We start from the raw sequence: 24,229 nt of genomic DNA on the forward strand, positions 1-24,229 counted from the left end.
TAAACGATACTTTTGATTATAAATTTACAACTTTATTAATATTCCTGCATTAAATACAAATCCGTCTGTTGGCGCCCATAAATCAGTTAAAGACGGATTGTTATGAGGAGCTTTAACCATCGATTCATAATTAGATTGTTTTGTATCTGTAAAGTTCTCGAAATTTGCATACAAACTTATAGTATTAAATGTTCTCATTGCCATTAAACCCATTGTCCAAAAATTTGGAGTTTTAGATAAATCATTTCTAAATTGAGAACTTTTATAATATGCTTCATAACCAATTCTCCATTTATCATGAACTTCATACATTAAAACACCACCAAAACTGTGTTTTGGAGTTAATACTTTTTGTTGATTGTTTATCTTAACATTATTAAAAGCATAATTAGTAAATAGTATAAAATCTTTATATTTTAACTTTAAATTTGTTTCGAAACCAAAACTATTTAAAGGATCAGAAGAATTTACAAATTCATAATCTGTTCCTTTTTGTTCTAAAAGTAAAGTGTTTTTTAATCGTGTGTAAAAGAATAATTGATTAAAAGAAACCGAAACATTATCATTTAAAATTGATGTTTTATAATTAACATCTGCATTTACACCAAAAGAATTTTCTGCTTTAAAATTATTCGGATCTATTGCTAATACATTTTGAAATGCCAGTTTCTCAGATTCTTCTGTAAAGATTGATGGAATTTTATATCCAAATCCACCACCAAATCTAGATGAAACAGATTCGTTGTATTTAACAAACAACGAAATTCTTGGTAAAAAAAACAACCCATAATCAGAAACATAATCGGTTCTTAAACCAGTTTCTAAAGTAATGTTTTCTTCTAAATTCCAGTTACTTTGCACAAAACCACCAAATGTTTCTTGCTGATAACTTCTGTCTAAAGTAGAAAATGGAGTTTCTGAAAACTTTTCTGTGATTAAATTTGCACCAAAAACCCAATCAGATTCATCCTTATTTAAGTTATAAGTTGCTTCTGTAAAAGTGGCAAATTGATTTCCTAAAAACTCATAATTAACCAATTTTAAATCTCTTTTAAAGTAGCTTAAACTATTTTTAAAACTAAACGATTTATCTTCTGATATTTCATTTTTATAAGTAATCTGTAACCCTAATCTATTTGAAATATTTTCTTCAAAAAAGTTGCTTGACGGATTTGGGTTTTCATTTACCACATCGATGTCTCCTCCTTTTCTATCTTCAAAAGAAACATTTAGTCCAATTTTCCATTTTTCATTTTCAGTTGGATAAAAATATAAAGACGGATTTAAATTAATACTTTGCACTTTCGGAATATCAGAAAACTTATCATTATTTACGTCTGTTGCTTTTTGCAGATTTCCAGAGCCATAAAAAGACAATCCAAATTTAGAATCTCTTTTACTATAATACACATTAACTGTGCTTCCATCTCTAGAAGTTTTATCTAACATAAACATTATTTCTCTTTCTAGTTTTGGTTGTTTTGTAATTAAATTAACCAAACCAGCAATTGCTCCTGCACCATATAATGTTGATGAACTTCCTTTAATTATTTCTACTTGTTTTAAATCTAAAGGCGGAATTTGCATAATACTTAATCCGCTAGAAAACCCGCCAAATAAAGGAAATCCGTCTTTTAATAATTGTGTAAATCTACCATCTAATCCTTGGATTCTAATACTTTGATTTGCAGATGTTGCAGACGTTTGTTGCATTTGAATTCCTGTACTTTCTCTAAGCAACATGGCAATATTTGCAGAATTCATAACAGCTTTTTCGCCTAATTCTTCTCCAGAAATTACTTCTACTCGCGTTGGTATTTGTGCAATTGTTCTTTTACTTCTTGTTGATGAAATTTCAACCGTATCTAAGGTTGATTCATCTTCGTGTAATTCTATTGTAATGGTATTGTTTTCTAAAGGAAAAGTATATGCTTTTTCAAAAGTTTCAAAACCTACAAAAGAAATAACTAATATATGTTTTCCGTTTTCAATATTGTCAATGGTAGCAATTCCTTCTAAATTTGTTGTGCTTCCTTTTGTTGTATTTTTAATATACACTGATGCTCCAACAACGGTTTCTTGATGGTCTTTAGAAATTACTTTTACAGTAACTGAATTTTGAGCTGCTAATGTTTGAACAAACACGCAAAAAAATAGGGTTAAAATGATATTTTTAATCATTATTTATAATTTTTAATAATTAATATTTGATATTATAGTTGACATCATTTTTAATAAAAAGATGCAAAAAAGAGTGAATAAAAATTTAAAAACGTGGTGGTTCTTCTAGAATATCTAAGGTATTCGTAGAAATCATTTTTTCATAAAAAAGAATTGTTTCATTTCTGTTAGAATATTTATGAAAAAAAATATTAATTTCATCTTGTATAAAACTAGAAATAGTACTTTCTACTGAACAACGATGATGGTGTTTTGTGTTTTTGTTTTCTTGAGAATCATTTTTATAATCTTGCTTTTTAAAAACAAGTTCATTGTTGTTATCTAATACTTCAGAAAATATAACAACATCAGAATGTGCTTGTATTGGTGGCACAAACAATATTAAAATCAATAAAAAAACATTAAAATTCTTCAAAACCACAATAAAAATAAGAACACAAAAATAAGCAGATAATTAGAAATAATCTACTGATTCAATCTGTTTTTAACGTATTCAACTTGTGTTTTTCCGTGCTTTAAAGGTTTGCCATTTTCATCTAAAGAAACCATTACAATTTTATCAATTTCTATAATAACTTTGTGCGTTAATTTATTTCTAACAGAACATTTTAAAGTGATTGATGAATTTCCAAATGCCAATACTTGCATTCCAATTTCTATAATATCTCCTTGTTTTGCAGAACTTACAAAATCTATTTCTGACATAAATTTTGTTACAGTTCTTGGAATTTCTAGTTGTATGATAGCATAAATTCCTAATTCTTCATCTATCCACTGCAATAAACGACCGCCAAACAACGTTCCGTTTGGGTTTAAATCTTCTGGTTTTACCCATTTTCTAGTATGATATCTCATAATTCATTTCCCTTTTAAATTCTATTCAAATTTCGAACTATTAGATCGATAAAACTAACAATTACAATTGCTTTTATAGATTTTATGATAAGTATTTACAATGCTATTGTTCAATATTTATCGCTTCAAAACTTAGTAATGTTTCAGCTTCAAAATTTGGAGTAATTTGAATTGGGTTGCAACAAACTTCGCAATCTTCTACATAGGTTTGTTGCGTTACGCTGCTATCTAAAAGCATAGAAATGTTTTCCCAACAATACGGACATTGAAAAAAATGTTCTATCATAATCGCTATATTTTACCAATATATTTTCTGATAAACCATTCAACCGTAAAAAACAAAATACTTAATGCTAAAATCAATTTCCAATCTATTAGTTGTTGATTTATAATAGTGCTTTTTTGTGTAGTTACATAACGACTATCAGCAATTAAGTCATTGGTTATTTGCTGATTGTTTGACGAAAAATAGCTTTTTCCACTTGTATTATTTGCTAATAATTTTAATTCCTTTTGATTGGCATTCGTAAACTGTTCTTCTATTTGATAGGTTGTAATTTTAAATTGTCTGGTTTTACGAATCGGCTGATTTTCTACCGTAACTTCAAAACGATAATCTCCAGAAGGCAACTCATTTAAAACTGCTTCAAATGAATTGTTTAACAAAGAAAAAGGAACATTCTGAACAATATTTGTAGCTGTATTTGTTACTTTTAAATTCAGTTTTGCTCTTGCATCAAATTGATAGTTTTTATCAACATAAAAAGCGTCTATCGTAATTGATGTATTTGCAGGATGTAATGCTTCGTACTTTAAAGACAAACGTTCTCGCTTTTTGGTTGACGCTAAATACTGAATCATATTTGCTAAAAATTCGTCAAAATCTTGAAAAGAACCAGAGTTGATAAAACTTGCTGCTCTCCATTTCCAAATTCCTTCTCCTAATAATACAGCACTTTTTTGCGAATCGTTTTCAAAAGTTGCCAATAATGGCGTTTGTGTTTCAAATCCTGCAATGTTTTGAAACAACAACGCATCAAATTTTGAAGTCATGTTAATGTTTCCAAAAGCGTTTTGTAGAGGCGGAAAAGATTCGAAACCAATTTCTTTTTGTCCAAATGTTAAAAACCCGTTGTTAAAAATTGCACCAAATTCTTCTGACTGATTTGTTGCATTTTTATAGTAATTGGATTGCATTTCATTTAAGAAATTCCAATTGGTATTTAAACCCGTAATCACAAAATAATTTGCTTTTTCTTTTTCAATGGAATTAAAAACTGTTTTAAATTGTACAGTTGGTTGATACATAATAACCAATTGATAATCATTTAATTTACCTTTAAAATCTTTGATGTTTTCAATTGATACAGAACGTTGTTTGTTGGTTTCAACCGCTTTTTTAATTGCTCCTAAATCTGGGTGTAAAACTGATGTTAGCAACAAAATTTTGGTTTGCTCATTTAAAATTTCTACAGAAAATGTTTTGGAATTGTTTTCTATATTTTCTTCGTTTTCAATTTTAGCAACAGTCGCTTTATAATATTGAACACCTTCTTCTGTTGATGCAATTGTAGTAGAAATGGTTTCTACAGTATTCGATTGAGAGAATGACAGATTTTTCCTGTAAATAATTTTCCCTTTGTGTTGAATTGTAAATTGTGTTTTTACATTTTTAATTCCGTCGTATAATATTCGTACTTCTACCGGAAATCTATTTTTTAAATAACTGTATTTGTTTACATTAATTTGAGCAATTCTAACATCACTCTTTGTAATTGTATCTCCAATAATGAATGGAAAAATATTCTTTTTGGTGTTGATAAACGGATAAGAATTTCCTGTAGTTTGGTTTCCATCTGACATTAAAATAACAGGAGCAACCGTGTTTTTATGTAGTGCTTCTACCCTACTAATTGCCTTGTAAATATTGGTTTGAGGTGCTGAAAAAGACAACGAATCTAAGACGCTAATATCTTCTCCAAATTTAAAAAACTGTACCTCAAATTTTTTGTTGATTTGTGAATTGTTCTTAATCTGATTCACAAAATTGGTAACTATTTTTTCACTTTTAAAATGCTGTACGGATAAAGAATTATCAACCAAAACAGAAAGGATTGGTTTTTCATTTGTTAATTCTTGTCGCTCTATAGACGGATTTATCAACAATAACAACAATAAGAAAATACTTGTTGTTCTTAGTGAAAACAGCAAATAATCTACTCTCTGAAACACTTTTGATTTGTAAAAATATAGCAACCAAGAAAACGCTAAACTAAAAAGTAAAGCTCCTAAAAGATATATGATGGTTATTGTTTGCAAGAATAAAATTATGAAACGTAAAGCTAACAATTATCCTTTTAAAAAACTTGTTAAAAAAAGAAAACCTGCAACTGATGCTGAAATAAATTCAGCACAAGAATTACAGGTTTTATATAATTTACGATAATCTCTTATTAGTTCATTCCACCATCAACAGATAATGTTTGTCCGGTAATATACGCGCTCATATCAGAAGCTAAAAATACGCACGCATTTGCAATATCGTCTGGCGTTCCGCCACGTTTTAACGGAATGGCATCTCTCCAACCTTGTACGGTTGCTTCGTCTAATTTTCCTGTCATTTCTGTTTCAATAAAACCTGGTGCAATAACGTTAGATCTAATGTTTCTAGAACCTAACTCTAAAGCGACAGATTTAGAAAACCCAACAATTCCTGCTTTAGAAGCTGCATAATTAGCTTGTCCGGCATTTCCTTTTAAACCAACAACAGAACTCATATTTATAATAGAACCGTTACGTTGTTTCATCATTGGGCGAATTACCGCTTTGGTTAAATTGAAAACCGATTTTAAGTTTACTTCGATTACTTTATCAAAATCTTCTTCAGAAATACGCATTAACAAGTTGTCTTTTGTAATTCCTGCATTGTTTACTAAAATATCTATAGCACCGAATTCTTTTAAAACATCGGCAGCTAATTCTTGAGCAGCATCAAAAATAGCGGCATTAGATTGATATCCTTTTGCGTTTACGCCTAATGCTTTTAATTCGTTTTCTAATGCATTTGCAGCATCAACTGAAGAGCTGTAGGTAAACGCAACATTTGCACCTTGTTGTGCAAACATTACAGCAATTCCTCTTCCAATTCCTCTTGTTGCTCCGGTAATTATAGCTGTTTTATTTTCTAGTAGTTTCATACTTTTAAATTGATTTTTCTAAATTCAAATATATAAAAAAGAAATGGAGTCAAATATCTAGTATCAGAATAATTTTTTCTTTAGATTTTGATAATAAATACTGATTGTTCATTATTTTTACACCAATGAAAGCGAAACAAACAAAATACCTTACTACTTGGTTGTATAGTGGTTTGGTTTTAATTGCCTTTATGGTAATTATTGGCGGAATAACTCGTTTAACACAATCGGGTTTATCTATGGTAGAATGGAAACCAATTCATGGAGTAATTCCTCCATTAAATGATGCAGAATGGCAAGAAGAATTTGCTAAATACAAACAATTTCCAGAATATCAGAAGATTAATAAAGGAATGGAGTTGTCCGAATTTAAAATGATCTTCTTTTGGGAATTTATTCACCGACTGTTAGGGAGATTAATTGGACTTGTTTTTATTTTTCCGTTTGCTTTTTTCTGGCTAAAAAAATGGTTGGATAATAAACAGAAAAAGCATTTATTATTACTCTTGTTTTTTGGCGGATTTCAAGGTTTTTTAGGATGGTTTATGGTTAAAAGTGGTTTGATTGATAGACCGCACGTAAGCCATTTTAGATTGGCAATTCATTTACTCGCCGCATTCGGGTTGATGTGTTATATTTATTGGCTTATTTTGAGTTTTAACTCGGTAACTAAAAAAGAAAATACACAACTACATAATTTAAGCAAATGGTTTATTGGTTTAATGATTGTACAAATTATTTACGGCGCTTTTGTTGCTGGATTGAAAGCTGGATATTTTTTAAACACAAATGATCATGTTGTAAAACAAATATTTGGTTATGATTTTAGAACTACAAATGATTTCGATTTACTTTACAATGCGATAGATATTCAAGCATTTCATAGAATTTTTGCTTGGATAATTTTTATTATTGCATTAATTATTTATAGAAAATCTAAAAATACAAACTTAAAAACAACTGGTACAATTCTACTTGGATTGGTGTTGTTTCAAATATCTTTAGGAATTGCAACTTTATTATTAAGAGTACATATTCATACAGCGGTTACACATCAACTTGTAGCCATATTTGTACTACTTACTGCAGTCCGACTCTATTATTTATCAGGAAGAAAGTTAAATGCATAAAAAAAGTCCGAAGTAAATTTTACTTCGGACTTTTTTTATTTATTTTGTTTTAAGTATTACTTCAATACTTTAGCAATCATTTCTCCAATTTTTGCCGGAGATTCAACAACGTGAATTCCATTTTCAGCTAAAATTTTCATTTTTGCTTGTGCTGTATCATCTTCTCCTCCAACAATTGCACCAGCGTGCCCCATTGTTCTTCCTGCAGGAGCAGTTTGTCCGGCTATAAAACCAACAACAGGTTTTCTGTTTCCATCAGCTTTAATCCATTTAGCAGCATCCGCTTCTAATTGACCACCAATTTCTCCAATCATTACAATTGCTTCTGTTTCATCATCATTCATTAATAATTCAACAGCTTCTTTAGTTGTAGTTCCAATAATTGGATCTCCACCAATTCCTATCGCAGTAGTAATTCCGTATCCTTGTTTTACAACTTGATCTGCAGCTTCATAAGTTAATGTTCCAGATTTAGAAACGATTCCAACTTTTCCTTTCTTAAAGATAAAACCTGGCATAATACCAACTTTAGCTTCATCTGGAGTAATAACTCCTGGACAGTTTGGACCAATTAATGTACATTCTTTATTTTCTAAATACGCTTTAACTTTTACCATATCAGCAGTAGGAATTCCTTCTGTAATACAGATAATTACTTTGATTCCTGCATCTGCAGCTTCCATAATTGCATCAGCAGCAAAAGCTGGTGGTACAAATATAATTGAAGTATCTGCTCCTGCTTTTTCAACAGCATCGGCAACGGTGTTAAAAACTGGTTTTCCTAAATGTTCTTGACCACCTTTTCCTGGAGTTACTCCACCAACTACATTAGTTCCGTAATCAATCATTTGACCAGCATGAAAAGTTCCTTCACTACCAGTAAAACCTTGTACTATAATTTTTGAATCTTTATTTACTAAAACGCTCATTTGTTTGTTTTTTCTCTTGTTAAATTTTCAATTGAAATTCAATTGTTTTTAGACTTCGCAAAAATAACTCTTTTTATATCGTTATACAACGAATTTTGAATCACTTTTTTTGATTGTTTGTGATATTTTTCAGGTAAATAGTTTCGCGTAATTTTTGACGATATTCAACTGGCGGAGTTCCGTAATAAACATTCTTTTTAAGCGATTTTGTTACGCCAGTTTGAGCCATTACTACGGTTCCCTTTTCAATTGTAATTCCGCTTATAATACCAACTTGTCCCCAAATTGTGACTTCATCTTCAATAATTGTACAACCAGCAATTCCGGTTTGAGCAGCAATTAAACATTTTTCTCCGATAACTGTATCGTGTCCAATATGAACTTGGTTGTCAATTTTAGTTCCTTTTTTAACGGTTGTATCTCCAGTTACTCCTCTATCAATAGTACAAGAAGCTCCTAAATCTACATTATCTTCTAAGATAACTCTACCACCAGAAAGTAATTTATCAAAACCTGTTTCTCTGTTTTTATAATAAAAAGCATCCGATCCTAAAACAGTATTTGCATGAATTGTAACATTGTTTCCAATCACACAATTATCATAAATTGTTACGTTTGGATGGATTAAGCAATTTGTACCGATTTGAACATTATTTCCAATAAATACATTCGGCTGAATAACCGTGTTTTCTCCAATTATTGCCGAATCAGAAATACTAGCTTTTGATGCAATAAACGGATTAAAATGATTTGTTATTTTATTAAAATCACGAAAAGGATCATCAGAAATTAATAATGCTTTTCCTTCTGGGCAATCTACTTTTTTATTGATTAAAACAATTGTAGCGGCAGATTTTAATGCTTTATCATAATATTTTGGGTGATCTACAAAAACAATATCACCTTTTTCTACAACATGAATTTCGTTTATTCCAAGGATTTCAAAATTTTTATCACCAACAAAATCAACTTCTAAAAGCGAAGCTATTTGCTGTAAAGTTTGAGGTTTGTTAAATTTCATTAAGTCTATTTTTTGCTGCCATAGATTATAACTCTTGCAAAAAGTACATATAAAAATGGAATTTTAGAGAAAAAAACATCTAAACTAAACCCTAATTTATTTATCCAATTATTATACTTTCTATCACCAAATAATTTTAACGAAATAAAACCAAAAGCAACACTGAAAAAATCGAAAAAATAATGATTAAAAGTAAATTTTTCTTTTATTATTTTAAAATCAGATGAGACTAAAGCATGTTCATCTGGAGTTCTTTCTTGTGGATTCATTTTACGATATATTTTATATAATGGATTCATGTTTAAAGGCTCCAGAAAAACAACTTTTCCTCCTGGTTTTAATACCCTATGAATATGTCCAATAGATTTTTCTATATCTAAATGATGTAATATTGCACCACCAAAGACTATATCAAAAGATTTATCTTCAAAAGTTAAATTGTTGGCGTCCATCAAAAAGTGTTTTACTGGAAAAGATTGTTTTTCTGCCTTCTTTTTACCTTTCTCTAACTCAATTTCAGAAATATTTATACATGTTAAGCTTTTAGGTTTTGTATTTTCATTAAACCAAGCAGCCCAAGTATAAGAACCAATTTCTAAAACTTCTTGTCCGTTAAAATCTTCAAGTAACTTATTTAATATTTTTTTTTCTCGTTTATATGAATAAAAAAAAGCATGTCTTCTTAACTTTTTAATCTTAGATCTATCAAGCTTACCTTCGTTCCAGTATTCTTTCTCTGTTTGATTAATTTCTTCTCTTGTTTTAGACATAATATTTTCTAATCTTTAATACGTTCTTGGTAAGATCCTTTTGTAGTTTCTATCTTAACTTTATCTCCTTCATTAATAAATAAAGGTACATTTACAATTGCTCCTGTCTCAACTGTTGCAGGTTTTGTAGCATTTGTTGCTGTATTTCCTTTTACTCCTGGTTCTGTATGTGTAACTTCTAAAATTACACTTGCTGGCATTTCTACAGAAAGTGGCATATTATCTTCTGAGTTTATAATGATAGTAACAATTTCTCCTTCTTTCATTAATCCTGGATTATCTAATGCTGCTTCTAACAAACGTATTTGAGAATAATCTTGCTCATTCATAAAATGATAAAATTCACCATCGTGATATAAGTACTGAAACTTATGAGTTTCTACACGAACGTCATCTATTTTTCTTCCTGCAGGAAATGTATTATCAATGGTTTTACCATTGGTTACACTTTTTAATTTTGTTCTTACAAATGCTGGACCTTTTCCTGGTTTTACATGTAAAAATTCAACTATTTTATAAATATCATTATTATATCTAATGCATAATCCGTTTCTAATATCTGATGTTGTTGCCATTAATTTTTTTTAATTTTTTATATTATTTATCCTGCTGTATAACCTTTCATAATTCCACGTTGAGAATTTTTGATGAACAGCATTATTTCATCTCTTTCAGGTGTTGCTTCCATTTCTGCTTCAATAATTTCGATAGCTTGAGAAGTATTGTAATTTTTTTGATATAAGATTCTATAAATATCTTGAATCTCTTTTATTTTTTCTGAAGTAAATCCTCTTCTTCTTAATCCAACAGAATTAATTCCAACATAAGATAAAGGCTCTTTTGCAGCTTTTGTATACGGAGGAACATCTTTTCTAACTAAAGAACCACCAGATATCATTGCATGATCTCCTATTTGAATAAACTGATGTATTGCAGATAAACCACCTAAAACGGCATATTCTCCAACAACTACATGTCCTCCCAATAAAACACCATTTACAATAATTGCATTATTACCAACAATACAATCGTGAGCAATATGTGCTGCAGCCATAATTAAACAGTTTTCTCCTACAACTGTCTTGCCTCTATCATTTGTTCCTCTATTGATAGTAACACATTCTCTAATTGTAGTATTGTCTCCAATTACAGTAAGAGAATCTTCTCCTTCAAATTTTAAATCTTGCGGAATTGCAGAAATAACAGCACCAGGAAAAATTCTACAATTTTTACCAATTCTAGCTCCTTCCATGATGGTTACATTTGATCCAATCCAAGTTCCTGAGCCAATTTCTACATCATTATTAATTGTTGTAAAAGGCTCTACAACTACATTTCTAGCAATTTTTGCTTGTGGATGTATATATGCTAAAGGTTGATTCATACTTTTATTTTTTTGCTATTTGTGCCATTAATTCTGCTTCTACCACTAATTTACCGTTTGCATAACCATAAGCTTGCATATGACAAATTCCTCTTCTAATTGGCGAAATTAATTCACATTTAAAGATTAATGTATCTCCAGGTAAGACTTTTTGCTTGAACTTTACATTATCCATTTTCATGAAATATGTTAAGTAATTTTCTGGATCTGGAACTGTACTTAAAACTAAAACTCCACCACATTGCGCCATTGCTTCTACTTGTAAAACTCCTGGCATTACTGGTGCACCAGGGAAATGTCCAACAAAGAAATTTTCGTTCATTGTTACATTTTTCATTCCAATAACATGTTTATCAGAAAGTTCTACGATTCTATCAATCAATAAAAATGGTGGCCTGTGAGGAAGAATATCCATTATTTGATGAATATCCATTAATGGAGGTTGATTCAAATCAATCTGTGGAACGTTGTTACGTTTCTCCAATTTAATAATTTTAGACAGTTTTTTAGCAAATTGTGTATTTACTAAATGTCCTGGTTTGTTTGCTATAACTTTTCCTCTAATTCGAATTCCTGTTAAAGCTAAATCACCAATTACATCTAATAATTTATGTCTAGCGGCTTCATTTGCCCAATGCAAATTCAAATTATCTAAAATACCATTTGATTGAACAGCAATGTCTTCTTTCTTAAAAGCTTTCTTTAATCTACTCATTGTTTCTGGAGATAACTCTTTATCTACATAAACAATAGCGTTGTTTAAATCTCCACCTTTAATTAAATCATTTTCCAACAACATTTCAATTTCATGTAAGAAACTAAAGGTTCTTGCTGCTGCGATTTCTTCTTTAAAATCTGAAATATTTTGTAAAGTAGCATTTTGAGTTCCTAAAATTTTAGTACCAAAATCTACCATCGTAGTAACTTCGTATTTATCAGAAGGCATTAGAATAATTTCACTTCCAGACGCTTCATCTCTATAAGAAATAATATCTTTTACAATATACTCTTTGATTTCTGCATCTTGTTCTTGAATTCCCGCTTTTTCTAAAGCTTCTATAAAGAATTTTGAAGATCCATCCATAATTGGTGGTTCTGAAGAATCAATTTCAATTAACAAGTTATCTATTTCTAAACCAACTGCAGCTGCTAATACGTGTTCTGAAGTCTGAATTTGAACACCATTTTTTTCGAGGTTTGTTCCTCTTTGTGTATTTACAACATATTCTGCTTTTGCTGCAATTATAGGTTCGCCCTCTAAATCTACGCGAACAAATGCATAACCATGATCTACAGGTGCAGGTTTAAAGGTCATGTTTACAGTATTTCCAGTGTGTAATCCAACTCCAGAAAGACTAACTTCGTTTTTTATTGTTTTTTGGTAGTTACTCATCATTATTCATTTTGAGTGTTTATATTTTTTTTCTAAATTATGTACTGTTTTTACTAAATCTGGTAGTTTTCTAAAATAAACATATGATTTATTGAATTTTGAGAATTCAAATGCTGGTGTTCCCATTACAGCAATATTTCCTTTAATGTTTTTGGTAACTCCAGATTGAGCGCCAACTTTTACATTATCACCAATAATAATATGCCCAGAAACTCCGACTTGTCCGCCAATCATACAGTTTTTTCCAACTTTTGATGAACCAGCAATTCCTGTTTGAGCAGCAATTACAGTATTTTCTCCAATTTCTACATTATGTGCAATCTGAATTTGATTATCTAACTTTACTCCTTTTCTAATAATTGTAGAACCTAAAGTAGCTCTATCAATTGTAGTTGCAGAGCCAATATCAACATTATCTTCTATAATTACATTTCCTGTTTGCGGAACTTTATTATATGAACCTTCTTTATTTGGGGCAAATCCAAATCCGTCAGAACCAATAATAACTCCAGAATGAATTACACAATTGTTACCAATTTCAGTTTCAGAATAAATTTTTACTCCAGAAAAAAGTGTGCAATTATTTCCAATTACAACGTTATCTCCAATATATACGTTTGGGTAAATTTTTACATTATTTCCAATAGTTACGTGTTCTCCTAAATAAGCAAAAGCACCAATATATTCATTTGAACCGATTAATGCTGTTGACGAAATAAAATGTGGTTGTTCTCTACCTGTTTTGTTGTTTTTTACTTCATTGTAAAATTCTAACAATTTAGAAAAAGCAGAATATGCATCTTCTACTTTAATTAGTGTAGTTTCTATTTCTTTTTCTGGAGTAAAACTTTTATTAACAATAGTTATAGTAGCTTTTGTTGTATATAAAAATGGACTGTATTTTGGATTGGATAAAAAAGTAAGACTTCCTTTTTCTCCTTCTTCAATTTTAGATAGTTTAGAGACTTCAACATTTGGGTTTCCAACGATGTCTCCTTCTAAAATTTCCGCTATTTGTTGCGCTGTAAAATTCATTATCTGCAAAAGTATGAAAATTCTTAGGATTTGGCTAATTACATTTTCTTAGGATAACACAAATAAAACTTTTTTACTGGTTTTGTAAGTGCTTGTAAATTTAATTGATCTGAAGCCGAAGCAATATCTACAGTTTTGTTGTTTTTAGACAATATTTTAATTGGGTTACTTGTGTTGTATGCTTGATTACTTACTGTTCCTGTAAAAACAAAATAATGTGCAAATTCAGGTTCAATATTAAATTTTGAAATTAATTTTTCAACCTTCTTCTCTACTTCTTCTTTTGCAAATTTTTGATCTTGAATATTGATTTTTAATAAATTACGATTCATAATCATATTAGACAATTCTGATAAAACTTTGTCAGAATGATTTGTCCACTCTTTAATTGCTGACAACACATCGTAATCGTCTAACTTAGAAAAAATAGTTAAGGTTTCGTCTGTAAAATTTTCTTTTGTAATTTGATTGTATAAAAAATACTGCATTGTTTTTGTTGCTGGCAACTCAATATTTTGCGTTGCTAATTCTTTTGCGCGCTGTAAAATTTTAACCAACATATTTTCTGCAACCAATCCTGTTTTATGCAAGTACACTTGCCAATACATCAATCGGCGAGCAATTAAAAAGTTTTCTACAGAATAAATTCCTTTTTTTTCAATCACTAATTCGTCATTAAAAACAGTCATCATGGCTATTAATCGATCAGAACTAATGTTTCCTTCTTTAACACCAGTATAAAAACTATCTCTTTTTAAATAATCCAATCTATCAATATCTAATTGACTTGATATTAATTGATTAAAAAATCTTCTTTCATACTTTCCTTCAAAAATTTCGATTGCCAAATTTAATTTTCCGCCAAATTCTTCATTTAGCTTTTTCATAAATTTCAACGAAATCTCTTCATGAGAAATTCCGTTTACAATACTGTGTTCTAAAGCGTGTGAAAAAGCACCATGACCAATATCGTGTAGTAAAATTGCAATGTACAACGCATTGGCTTCATCATCAGAAATTTCTATTTCTTTAAAACGTAAAACTCGAACTGCTTTTTGCATTAAATGCATACAACCAATTGCATGATGAAAACGTGTATGATTTGCGCCTGGATACACTAAATTAGAAAATCCCATTTGAGTAACACGTCTTAAACGTTGAAAATATGGATGTTCTATAATATCAAAAATTAAACTATTCGGAATTGTAATAAAACCGTAAATTGGGTCGTTCAATATTTTGAGTTTATTGGTTTTTGAAGTTTTCAAACTGTTCAATTTTGTTATGCAAATATACTATTGTTATTGATATTTAGTTACAAGGAAATAAATTTCTAAAAAAGGATTCACTTTTATTTAACAGCCAACTTAAAAAAAGAAACACAAATTCAATTATTTTAGCAATTATAAAAAACAAATCATATGAAAAAAATAGAAATTTTATGGGTTGATGATGAGATAGATTTATTAAAACCTCATATTCTATTTTTAGAAAACAAAAATTACAATGTTACCAAATGTACCAACGGCGCAGATGCAATTGATTTGGTTGATGAACAAAATTTTGACATTGTTTTTTTAGACGAAAATATGCCCGGAATTACGGGTTTAGAAACCTTGGCAGAAATCAAACAAAAACAGCAAAACCTTCCGGTTGTTATGATTACAAAAAGCGAGGAAGAATATATTATGGAAGAAGCCATTGGTTCTAAAATTGCTGATTATTTGATAAAACCTGTAAATCCGAATCAGATTTTATTAAGTTTAAAAAAGAACTTAGATCACTCTAAATTAATTTCTGATAAAACCACTTCTAATTATCAACAAGAATTCAGAAAAATTTCGATGGATTTAGCAATGGTGAATACCTACGAAGAATGGATTGATATTTATAAAAAACTGGTTCACTGGGAATTAGAATTAGAAAACATAAACGATGCCGGAATGTTAGGCATTTTAGAAAGTCAGAAAAACGAAGCAAATTCTTTGTTTTTTAAATTCATCAAAAAGAATTACGAAGATTTTTTAACAGCAAACGACAAACCTATTTTTTCACATACGTTGTTAAAAGATGTGGTTTTTCCTGAATTAAAAACGTCAGAAAACGGAACCTTATTAGTTGTTATTGATAATCTGCGTTTAGATCAATTCAGAATTTTAGAACCGTACATTAACAACCATTTTAAAAAGAAAAAAGAAGAATCGTTTTTTAGCATTTTACCAACAGCAACTCAATATTCAAGAAATGCCATTTTTTCAGGAATGATGCCTTCAGAAATGGAAAAAATGTATCCAGAATTTTGGAAAAACGATACCGATGAAGGTGGAAAAAACTTATACGAAAACGAGTTTTTATCAGCACAAATAAAACGATTAAACTTACCAATAAAACACGAATACTATAAGATTACCAATCTTAAAAACGGAAAAGAATTGGCAGACAATTACAACGCAACCAAGCAAAACGATTTAACCGTTATTGTCTATAATTTTGTCGATATGATTTCGCACGCCAAAACAGAAATGGAAGTGATTAAAGAATTGGCTGGCGATGACAAAGCGTATAGATCGTTAACAGAAAGTTGGTTCAGAAATTCGCCTTTGTTAGACATTATTCAAAAAGCACAAAAATTAGGACAAAAATTAATTATTACTACAGATCACGGAACGATTAATTGTAAAAATCCTACAAAAGTAATTGGCGATAAAAACGCAAGTTCTAATTTACGTTACAAAACTGGTAGAAGTTTAAGTTATAATGAGAAAGATGTCTATGCAGTTCGCAATCCGAAAGATATTTTCTTACCAACAACCGCAATGAACAGCTCGTTTATTTTTGCAAAAGAAGATTTGTTTTTGGCGTATCAGAATAATTACAATCATTATGTAAAATATTATAAGAATACGTATCAACATGGAGGAATTTCTCTAGAAGAAATGATTATTCCGTGTGCGGTTTATGAGGCTAAATAATTTTATATGATTAAAAGACTGCTTCCAATTTTAATGTTTCTGTTTATTATTAGTTGCAAAAAAACTAATAAATACCAAGTAGCAAACACAAGTAAAAGTATGGATTGCTATACTTTATTGATAAATGAAATAAAAAACGATTCAAAATTAAGAAACAATATCTTAAATAAAAGAAAGGAAAAGCTAAGAGGTAAATCTGATTTAATTACAACAAAATCAAAATATAGGCTAATTGGTATTAACGAAATAGAATCTTTTTTTTCTAAAAACTGGTTAAACAAATGCTCAAGTAAACTTAAGAAGTTAAATAGCATAAACGGCATTAGATATTTAGATTCTACGTCAATAATTATTGAAATAAATCATTTAGATGTTCGTGGTTATAAATCACTTGATTCTTATTCAAGAAATAAAACTTATGAAGTTCATAGATTAATTTACACAATAAATAAAATTGATAAAAAGTCTTTTCAATTCAAATTTGAAAAATTGGTTTCCACTAAAAAAATAAAAGAAAACTTAACCTATGAAATAACTCAATATAAAAGATAAGTTTTCTCCTTTTTAATTATTTTTGTTACATGAACAAAACCTATTCAATTTCTGAGTTGAACGCAATTGCAAAAGAAATCATTGCAACATCAAAAAGTAAAACCTTGCTTTTTTACGGAGAAATGGGCGCTGGAAAAACTACTTTAATCAAAGAACTCTGTAAAGAATTAGGCATTGAAGATGTTGCCAACTCTCCTACTTTCTCGTTGGTAAATGAATATCACACAGCAAATGCAGAGATTGTGTATCATTTTGATTTCTACAGAATAGAAGACGAAAATGAAGCTTATGACATCGGAATTGAAGATTATTTTTACTCCGACGCTTGGTGTTTAATTGAATGGCCACAGAATATCGAAAATTTACTACCTTTAGAGTCTACCGAAATTCATATTTCTATTTTAGAAAATGGAAATCGAACTATTCAACTAAAAAATAATATATGAGCCAATTTTCTCCGTTTAGCAAAGAAGAATTACTTCCACAAGAAGAAATGCTAGAAATTAAAAAGCATAAAGGAGAATTGTTTATTGGTTTGCCAAAAGAAACGCATTTTGAAGAAAAACGTGTTTGTTTAACTCCAGATGCAGTTGCAGCGTTAACAGCGCACGGACATAGAATTGTTGTAGAAACTGGCGCAGGAAATGCAGCTAACTTTAGCGACAGCGAATATTCTGAAGCTGGCGCAAAAATTGCTTACAATGTAGAAGAAGCTTTTGGTTGTAATATTGTTTTAAAAGTTGCTCCGCCATCATTACAAGAAATAGAATATATTAAACCACAAAGTGTTTTATTATCTGCATTGCAATTAAAAACGCAATCAAAAAAATATTTTGAAACACTTGCTAAAAAAAGAATTACTGCTTTTGCTTTTGATTATATAAAAGATGAACATGGTTTTTATCCGATTGTAAAATCGTTAAGTGAAATTGCCGGAACTGCTTCTGTATTAATTGCTGCAGAATTGTTAAGCAATAGCAATAAAGGAAACGGATTGTTAGTAGGAAATATTGGCGGCGTTCCTCCTACTGATGTTGTCATTATTGGAGCAGGAACAGTTGGCGAATTTGCTGCGCGTTCTGCTCTAGGATTAGGAGCTCGCATAAAAGTGTTCGACAATTCGATTACCAAATTAAGAAGATTACAACATTGTTTAAATACACCTATTTATACATCAACCATACAACCAAAAACCTTATCAAAAGCATTAATGCGATGCGATATTGCTATTGGCGCCATCCGAGGAAAAAACCGTTCGCCAATTATGGTTACAGAAGAAATGGTTGAGCAAATGAAAGATGGCTCTTTAATTGTTGATGTTAGTATTGATTGTGGCGGATGTTTTGAAACATCAAAAGTTACAACGCATAGCGAACCAACTTTTATAGCACACGGAGTTACACATTATTGTGTGCCAAATATTCCGTCTAGATATGCACGAACTGCATCGGTTTCTATCAGTAATATTTTTACGCCGTATTTATTAAATATTGCCGAAGAAGGCGGATTTGAAAATGCTGCTCGTTTTGATAAAAGTTTGCGAAACGGATTGTACTTTTACCACGGAATATTAACAAGCAAAACTGTTGCAGATTGGTTTAATTTACCTTTTAGAGATATCAACTTATTAATTTTATAATTATATTAAATCTTAACAACTTTATGACTCTAAAGAAATATTTACTTTTCTTATTCTTTTTTAGTATTTCTATTCAATTTTTCGGTCAAGCAATTACGGTTGACAATACAAGAACATCAGACGATTTAGTGAATTTACTAATTGGAAGCTCTTGTGCAGCTATTGATAATGTTAATATTTCATCAAATCAATCTGTTGCTTATTTTAACCAAAACGGTTCTACATTTCCAATTTCAGATGGAGTTATTATTAGAAGTGGAATTGCAACGCACACGCAAGGAAGTTATACAGGAACAAATTTAGACAGTCAGGTTAATACCAATTCAGATCCAGATTTACAACAAATTAGCAATGCTTCTGGACAAGGTTCTAACATTACAGATGTTGCTTTTTTAGAGTTTGATTTTGTACCACCTTCAAATAATTTTAGTTTTAATTTTTTATTTTCCTCAAACGAATATGGTGAATGGCAATGTGGATTTAGTGATGTTTTTGCTTTTATTTTAACCGATTTAGTTACTGGAGAAAAAATTAATTTAGCGGTTATACCTGCATCAGGAAATCCAATTTCAGTAAAAGAAATTAGAGATGATCAATTCAATTCTTCATGTAATTCTGTAAATCCGCAGTTATTTGGAAATTACAATGTAACAAATCCTGCTACTTCAGCAATAAACATGCGTGGAAATACCGTTGTAATGAATGCTTCTGCAACAATTAAACCAAATAATCCGTATAAAATTAAATTAGTAATTGGAGATTATAATGATTCAAAATACGATTCTGCTATATTTATTGAAGCTGGTAGTTTTAATAATTTTTTAGATTTAGGCGATGATATTGCAATTTGTATTGGAGAAAACACAACCTTAGATTCTAAATTTACGAATACTGTTGATTACTCTTACGAATGGAGTAAAAACAATGTTGTAATTACTGGTGAAACAAATCCAACACTAAGCGTTAATGAAATTGGAACGTATAAGTTGAATGTAACTAATGTAAACACAAATTGTGTGGTTTCTGAAACCATTGAAGTAACAGAATTGGTAATTAATAATCCGCCAGATTTAGCAGAATGTGACAATGGTGCTGCAACAGTTTTTGATTTAACACAAAACAATATTGCATCTCTTGGCTTAGATTCTACAAAGTATAGTTTAGAATATTTTGCTTCATTAAATAATTTAAATAATAATATTCCGATTTCGAACGGACAATTAACAAATTATCAAAGCGCGGGAGGAACAACTATTTATGGAAAAGTTTCTAATATAAATTCGTCAGAATCTTGTACACAAATAATTGATTTTAAATTAAATACAACTTCAGTAACTGCAACAAAACCAGCAAACTTTACAGTTTGTGATAATTCTATTGTGGATTTACCTAATCAAGTAAATGCACAAATTTTAAACGGCTTAAATCCTACAAATCATACTATTTTATTTTTTTCCAACTTACAAGATGCACAAAATAACACCAACCCAATTGTAAATCCAAATCAATATAATTTTCCGCCAAACCTTACATCATTTAATATTTGGGCTAGATTATCTGAAAATGCAGCAGCTTCTTGTTTTGATATAACTGATTTTACTGTAACTGTAAATCCGGTTCCGCAAATCGATAATTTAGACAACGTTTTTGCATGTTCTAGTTTTACTTTAGCTGGCTTATCCGCAGGAAATTACTTTACTGGTCCAAACGGAACAGGAACACAACTATTTGCTGGAGATGTAATTACAGATACAACAAGTTTATATATTTATGCGGAAGAGAATGGATGCTCTAATCAAAGACCTTTTAATGTTACAATTGTAGAAGAATTTACAATGGATACAGAATATTGTGCCGAGTTTATAGTACCAACTTTACAATATGGTTCTTTTTATACAGACTCAAATGGACCAAACGGAGCTGGGCAACTAATAACTCCTGGAACATCTATAACAACAGATCAAACCATTTATTATTACTCTGATTTTGATACTGTGCAGTGTACAGATATTCCTTTTAATATAATAATTCATCCTTTACCTTTAGTTGATACATCAACAGATGTAACTACATGTTTAACTTATACTTTACCTAATTTAACTAACGGAAATTATTTTACAGGAACAAACGGTACTGGAACACAATTAAATGCTGGTGATGTAATTTCATCAACACAAACAATTTATATTTACAATACTGATGTAAATACCTGTACAAATGAATCTTCTTTTAAAGTAAATATAATTGATACAACATTATTTCAAAATAGATCTGCTTGCGGAAGTTACACCATCCCGAATGAAACAATTGGAGGTTATTTTACACAATCTGGCGGGCAAGGAACACAATTAAATGCTGGTGATGTAATTACAACTTCTCAAACCATTTACTATTTTACACCAACAGATAATGGCTGTGCTGATGACATTCCTGTAAACATTACTGTAAATCCTTTACCGCCTGTTGATTCATTAAATGATTTTATTACCTGTGTTGATAATCCAATGAGTTTACCAGCATTAACAAACGGAAATTATTTTACACAAACTGGCGGACAAGGAACTCAATTAAATGCTGGTGATGTAATTACAACATCACAAACAATTTATATTTATAATTTTGATGGAAATTGTCCAAATGAAACCAATTTTACAGTTGAAGTTAGGCCATTACCTCCAATAAATAGTTTTACAGATATTTTTAGTTGTGAACCTTATACTTTACCTGCAATAACAAACGGTAAATATTTTACACAAACTGGCGGAACAGGAACACAATTATTCGCTGGTGATCTAATTTCAACAACTCAACAAATATTTATATACAATGAATATGATGACTTAGCAGCTTGTAGCAACGAAGCGTTTTTTACCATTTTTATTTTGGGTGTAGAAGTTGATAAGCCTGCAGATGTTGCAGCTTGTGATTCATACATACTTCCTGCCTTAACAAGTGGAGAATATTTTACTGAATCTGGCGGGCAAGGAACTAAATTAAATGCCGGAGATGTAATATCGGCAACACAAACCTTATATGTGTATTTAGGAAATGGAAGTCGTTTTTTCTGTAGCGATGAACATCAATTTACAATTACTATTTCCACTACACCACAATTGCCCGTTTATCCAAATGAAGAAAGTTGCGGAAGTTATACATTACCAAATTTAACGTTGGCAGGAAATGTAATTAATTATTACCGTCAACCAAATAAAGTAGGTTTAATTAATCCATCAGAATATACAATTACAGATGTTGGTACACAAACTATTTATGTACACGCAAACGCTATTGGAAATGAAAATTGTTCTGATGAAACACAATTCGATTTAACCATTTATCCTTTGTTAGATTTACATATTGATGGTGGAATTATTTGTGTTGATTCTAAAACAAAACAAACTACAGATCCATTTTTATTACAATCTGGTCTAGATCCAGCAATTTTTAGAGTCGATTGGTTTTTTGATAATCAATTGGTTGGTACAGGACCAAATCATTCAGCAACAAAAGCAGGAACGTACACTGTAGAAACAACAAAACTAACTCCAGATATTGGTGCAGATTGTAATTATAAACCAACTCAAGTTGTCGTTAAAGCATCAATTCCTGAACCAAAAGTTACTTTTTTAACGAGTTCTTTTACTGCACCAGCAAATATTAGAATCGATTTTATTGAAAAAGGTTTTGGCACCTATGTTTACAGTTTAAATAATGGATCATATCAAACAAGTAATTTATTTCATGATTTAGATTTCGGAACTCACACAGTTTCTATAAAAGATACATCAGGAATTTGTAGTAATCCAGTTATTGTTGAATTTAAAGTTATCAATCATTCAAACTTTTTTACACCAAATAATGATGGAGAAAATGAAACTTGGAATATTTCTGATTTAAAAAATCATCCAGAAGCTGTTGTAAGTATTTACGATAGATTTGGGAAATTAGTAACTCAAATAAGACCATCTGGTGAAGGTTGGAACGGTAATTATAAAAACGGAACAAAAGCACCATCAACAGATTATTGGTTTACAGTTACCTTTTTGTATCAAGGAAAACCAACAACCTATTCTTCTAATTTTTCTTTAATAAGAAAAGAGTAATTCTTAGATAGATTCAGAAAATACTGCTAATTTTGCAATCAATAAAAACTTACAAATGAATTGGCCTAAACGCGTTTTTTATTATTTAATTGGACTTTCTCTTGGCGGAGTTGTTGTCTATTTTATTTGGTCTGGAAAAAAGGTTTCTTTTGATTATGGAATGGATGCAAGAACGCTAAAACAAATCCGAATTAGAGAAAAAGTATATACACCAGAAGCGCATAATGTTTTAACAAATAACAACTTAGATTCTGTAACTGTAAATACTATTCTTAAAAATGGTGATGTAAGTTTTGGGGAAAGTAAACCAAGATTAAAACCGTGTCCAGAATATTTAATTAGCGGAAAAGGTGATTTAAAAAACATTCAATTGTACGTAAAACGCTGCGATTCTATCGCTACAATTGAAAAAGTAATAATTAAGTAATTAGCAATTTTTGTATTTATCGTGTAGTCCTACTTTATTCAAAATCATTGGAATAATTTTTTCTAAACGATTTTGTTTTGTCGTTTCTTTTTTAGCTTCAGAAATATAATCTGCATATTCTCTTTTACAACTTAAAGAAAACGTATCAAATTTTAATTTAAAAACTTCATTTGTGTCTAGTGCGTTTTGTAAAATTTCTGGTATTATTAATTCTTTTTTTGATCTGTTAGGTTTAATTTCTTTGCCTTCATCAACATTTTGCATTGCTTCTAAAGCATATTCTTTAATTAAATTCTCATCAATTTCTTCTAAAGAATGAAAACGCCATTGCAACATGGCTTTTGTCTTTCCTTCTTGTGCGTTCATTAAAACTTTGTGAGAGTCTTTTAATAATCTACCTTGAAAAAACCACAAACCACAGTAACTTTTAAAAGCTGCTATTCCTACAATATTTTTATTTTTATACACATAAGTTGGTGCGCCCCATTTTATAGTTTCTTCTAGATTTGTAGATAAAAGTGTTTTTCTAAGAAGCTCTAACTCTGGTTTCCAATTTGCTTTTTTAGTAATATACGTTTCAACTTTATTCATAATATAATTGATTTAAAAACAGATTAAAAATACAAAAGCCTCAGACATCT

The 24,229-nt window shown here is 30.0% G+C and carries 22 protein-coding genes; 7 read left to right on the top strand and 15 right to left on the bottom strand.

What is annotated here, in order from left to right:
• Positions 1-24: 24 nt before the first annotated feature.
• The 6 genes from ABDX67_RS07485 to fabG form a co-directional block, all read right to left on the bottom strand.
• Positions 25-2,181 carry a TonB-dependent receptor gene (locus ABDX67_RS07485; protein ID WP_347174338.1) on the bottom strand — a complete coding sequence of 719 codons (2,157 nt, stop codon included), beginning with the start codon at positions 2,179-2,181 and terminating at the stop codon, positions 25-27.
• Positions 2,182-2,266: 85 nt separating this feature from the next.
• Positions 2,267-2,572: a hypothetical protein gene (locus tag ABDX67_RS07490; RefSeq protein ID WP_347174339.1), complete on the bottom strand. Its 306-nt coding sequence runs from the start codon at positions 2,570-2,572 to the stop codon at positions 2,267-2,269.
• A 74-nt stretch (positions 2,573-2,646) separates the two neighbouring features.
• Positions 2,647-3,036, bottom strand: coding sequence for an acyl-CoA thioesterase (locus tag ABDX67_RS07495; protein WP_347174340.1), 390 nt, complete (start codon positions 3,034-3,036; stop codon positions 2,647-2,649).
• A 103-nt stretch (positions 3,037-3,139) separates the two neighbouring features.
• Positions 3,140-3,322, bottom strand: coding sequence for a CPXCG motif-containing cysteine-rich protein (locus tag ABDX67_RS07500; RefSeq protein ID WP_347174341.1), 183 nt, complete (start codon positions 3,320-3,322; stop codon positions 3,140-3,142).
• 5 nt (positions 3,323-3,327) lie between these two features.
• The gene (locus ABDX67_RS07505; RefSeq protein ID WP_347174342.1) at positions 3,328-5,268 is read right to left on the bottom strand and encodes a VWA domain-containing protein; all 1,941 of its coding nucleotides are present in this window, start codon (positions 5,266-5,268) and stop codon (positions 3,328-3,330) included.
• A 221-nt stretch (positions 5,269-5,489) separates the two neighbouring features.
• Positions 5,490-6,233: a 3-oxoacyl-[acyl-carrier-protein] reductase gene (gene fabG, locus ABDX67_RS07510; RefSeq protein WP_347174343.1), complete on the bottom strand. Its 744-nt coding sequence runs from the start codon at positions 6,231-6,233 to the stop codon at positions 5,490-5,492.
• A gap of 125 nt (positions 6,234-6,358) precedes the next feature.
• On the opposite strand from fabG, the gene ABDX67_RS07515 reads away from it, so the two are divergent.
• Positions 6,359-7,363 (top strand): COX15/CtaA family protein, encoded by a 1,005-nt coding sequence (locus ABDX67_RS07515; protein WP_347174344.1) that lies wholly within the window; start codon positions 6,359-6,361, stop codon positions 7,361-7,363.
• 56 nt (positions 7,364-7,419) lie between these two features.
• On the opposite strand, the gene sucD is transcribed toward ABDX67_RS07515, so the two are convergent.
• The 8 genes from sucD to ABDX67_RS07555 form a co-directional block, all read right to left on the bottom strand.
• Complete coding sequence (sucD, locus tag ABDX67_RS07520) at positions 7,420-8,292, bottom strand: succinate--CoA ligase subunit alpha (RefSeq protein WP_347174345.1); 873 nt, start codon at positions 8,290-8,292, stop codon at positions 7,420-7,422.
• 100 nt (positions 8,293-8,392) lie between these two features.
• Entirely contained in the window at positions 8,393-9,313 is a 921-nt protein-coding gene (locus tag ABDX67_RS07525; RefSeq protein WP_347174346.1) for a UDP-3-O-(3-hydroxymyristoyl)glucosamine N-acyltransferase, read from the bottom strand.
• A 5-nt stretch (positions 9,314-9,318) separates the two neighbouring features.
• On the bottom strand, positions 9,319-10,083 hold the full coding sequence (locus ABDX67_RS07530; RefSeq protein ID WP_347174347.1) for a class I SAM-dependent methyltransferase: 765 nt from the start codon (positions 10,081-10,083) through the stop codon (positions 9,319-9,321).
• Between the two features lie 8 nt (positions 10,084-10,091).
• Positions 10,092-10,658 carry an elongation factor P gene (efp, locus tag ABDX67_RS07535; protein ID WP_347174348.1) on the bottom strand — a complete coding sequence of 189 codons (567 nt, stop codon included), beginning with the start codon at positions 10,656-10,658 and terminating at the stop codon, positions 10,092-10,094.
• A 26-nt stretch (positions 10,659-10,684) separates the two neighbouring features.
• On the bottom strand, positions 10,685-11,467 hold the full coding sequence (gene lpxA / locus ABDX67_RS07540; RefSeq protein WP_347174349.1) for an acyl-ACP--UDP-N-acetylglucosamine O-acyltransferase: 783 nt from the start codon (positions 11,465-11,467) through the stop codon (positions 10,685-10,687).
• 4 nt (positions 11,468-11,471) lie between these two features.
• Positions 11,472-12,860: a bifunctional UDP-3-O-[3-hydroxymyristoyl] N-acetylglucosamine deacetylase/3-hydroxyacyl-ACP dehydratase gene (locus tag ABDX67_RS07545; RefSeq protein WP_347174350.1), complete on the bottom strand. Its 1,389-nt coding sequence runs from the start codon at positions 12,858-12,860 to the stop codon at positions 11,472-11,474.
• Between the two features lie 6 nt (positions 12,861-12,866).
• On the bottom strand, positions 12,867-13,895 hold the full coding sequence (lpxD, locus tag ABDX67_RS07550; protein WP_347174351.1) for a UDP-3-O-(3-hydroxymyristoyl)glucosamine N-acyltransferase: 1,029 nt from the start codon (positions 13,893-13,895) through the stop codon (positions 12,867-12,869).
• A gap of 38 nt (positions 13,896-13,933) precedes the next feature.
• The gene (locus ABDX67_RS07555; RefSeq protein WP_347174352.1) at positions 13,934-15,163 is read right to left on the bottom strand and encodes an HD domain-containing protein; all 1,230 of its coding nucleotides are present in this window, start codon (positions 15,161-15,163) and stop codon (positions 13,934-13,936) included.
• A 153-nt stretch (positions 15,164-15,316) separates the two neighbouring features.
• Between ABDX67_RS07555 and porX the strand changes: the two genes are divergently transcribed.
• The 6 genes from porX (at position 15,317) to ABDX67_RS07585 (ending at position 23,588) form a co-directional block, all read left to right on the top strand.
• On the top strand, positions 15,317-16,867 hold the full coding sequence (gene porX, locus ABDX67_RS07560; RefSeq protein WP_347174353.1) for a T9SS response regulator signal transducer PorX: 1,551 nt from the start codon (positions 15,317-15,319) through the stop codon (positions 16,865-16,867).
• 99 nt (positions 16,868-16,966) lie between these two features.
• Entirely contained in the window at positions 16,967-17,419 is a 453-nt protein-coding gene (locus ABDX67_RS07565) for a hypothetical protein (RefSeq protein ID WP_347174354.1), read from the top strand.
• A gap of 29 nt (positions 17,420-17,448) precedes the next feature.
• Positions 17,449-17,865 carry a tRNA (adenosine(37)-N6)-threonylcarbamoyltransferase complex ATPase subunit type 1 TsaE gene (gene tsaE / locus ABDX67_RS07570; protein ID WP_347174355.1) on the top strand — a complete coding sequence of 139 codons (417 nt, stop codon included), beginning with the start codon at positions 17,449-17,451 and terminating at the stop codon, positions 17,863-17,865.
• Positions 17,862-19,058 (top strand): alanine dehydrogenase, encoded by a 1,197-nt coding sequence (locus tag ABDX67_RS07575; protein ID WP_347174356.1) that lies wholly within the window; start codon positions 17,862-17,864, stop codon positions 19,056-19,058. The genes tsaE and ABDX67_RS07575 overlap by 4 nt, the downstream gene beginning before the upstream one ends.
• A 23-nt stretch (positions 19,059-19,081) precedes the next feature.
• Positions 19,082-23,161 carry a T9SS type B sorting domain-containing protein gene (locus ABDX67_RS07580; RefSeq protein WP_347174357.1) on the top strand — a complete coding sequence of 1,360 codons (4,080 nt, stop codon included), beginning with the start codon at positions 19,082-19,084 and terminating at the stop codon, positions 23,159-23,161.
• Positions 23,162-23,216: 55 nt separating this feature from the next.
• The gene (locus tag ABDX67_RS07585) at positions 23,217-23,588 is read left to right on the top strand and encodes a DUF4258 domain-containing protein (protein WP_347174358.1); all 372 of its coding nucleotides are present in this window, start codon (positions 23,217-23,219) and stop codon (positions 23,586-23,588) included.
• On the opposite strand, the gene ABDX67_RS07590 is transcribed toward ABDX67_RS07585, so the two are convergent.
• Positions 23,589-24,179 carry a YdeI/OmpD-associated family protein gene (locus ABDX67_RS07590; protein ID WP_347174359.1) on the bottom strand — a complete coding sequence of 197 codons (591 nt, stop codon included), beginning with the start codon at positions 24,177-24,179 and terminating at the stop codon, positions 23,589-23,591. It lies immediately after the preceding gene.
• Positions 24,180-24,229: the final 50 nt, after the last annotated feature.

Origin of the sequence: Polaribacter uvawellassae (assembly GCF_039748955.1) — a bacterium.
Lineage (GTDB): Bacteria > Bacteroidota > Bacteroidia > Flavobacteriales > Flavobacteriaceae > Polaribacter > Polaribacter uvawellassae.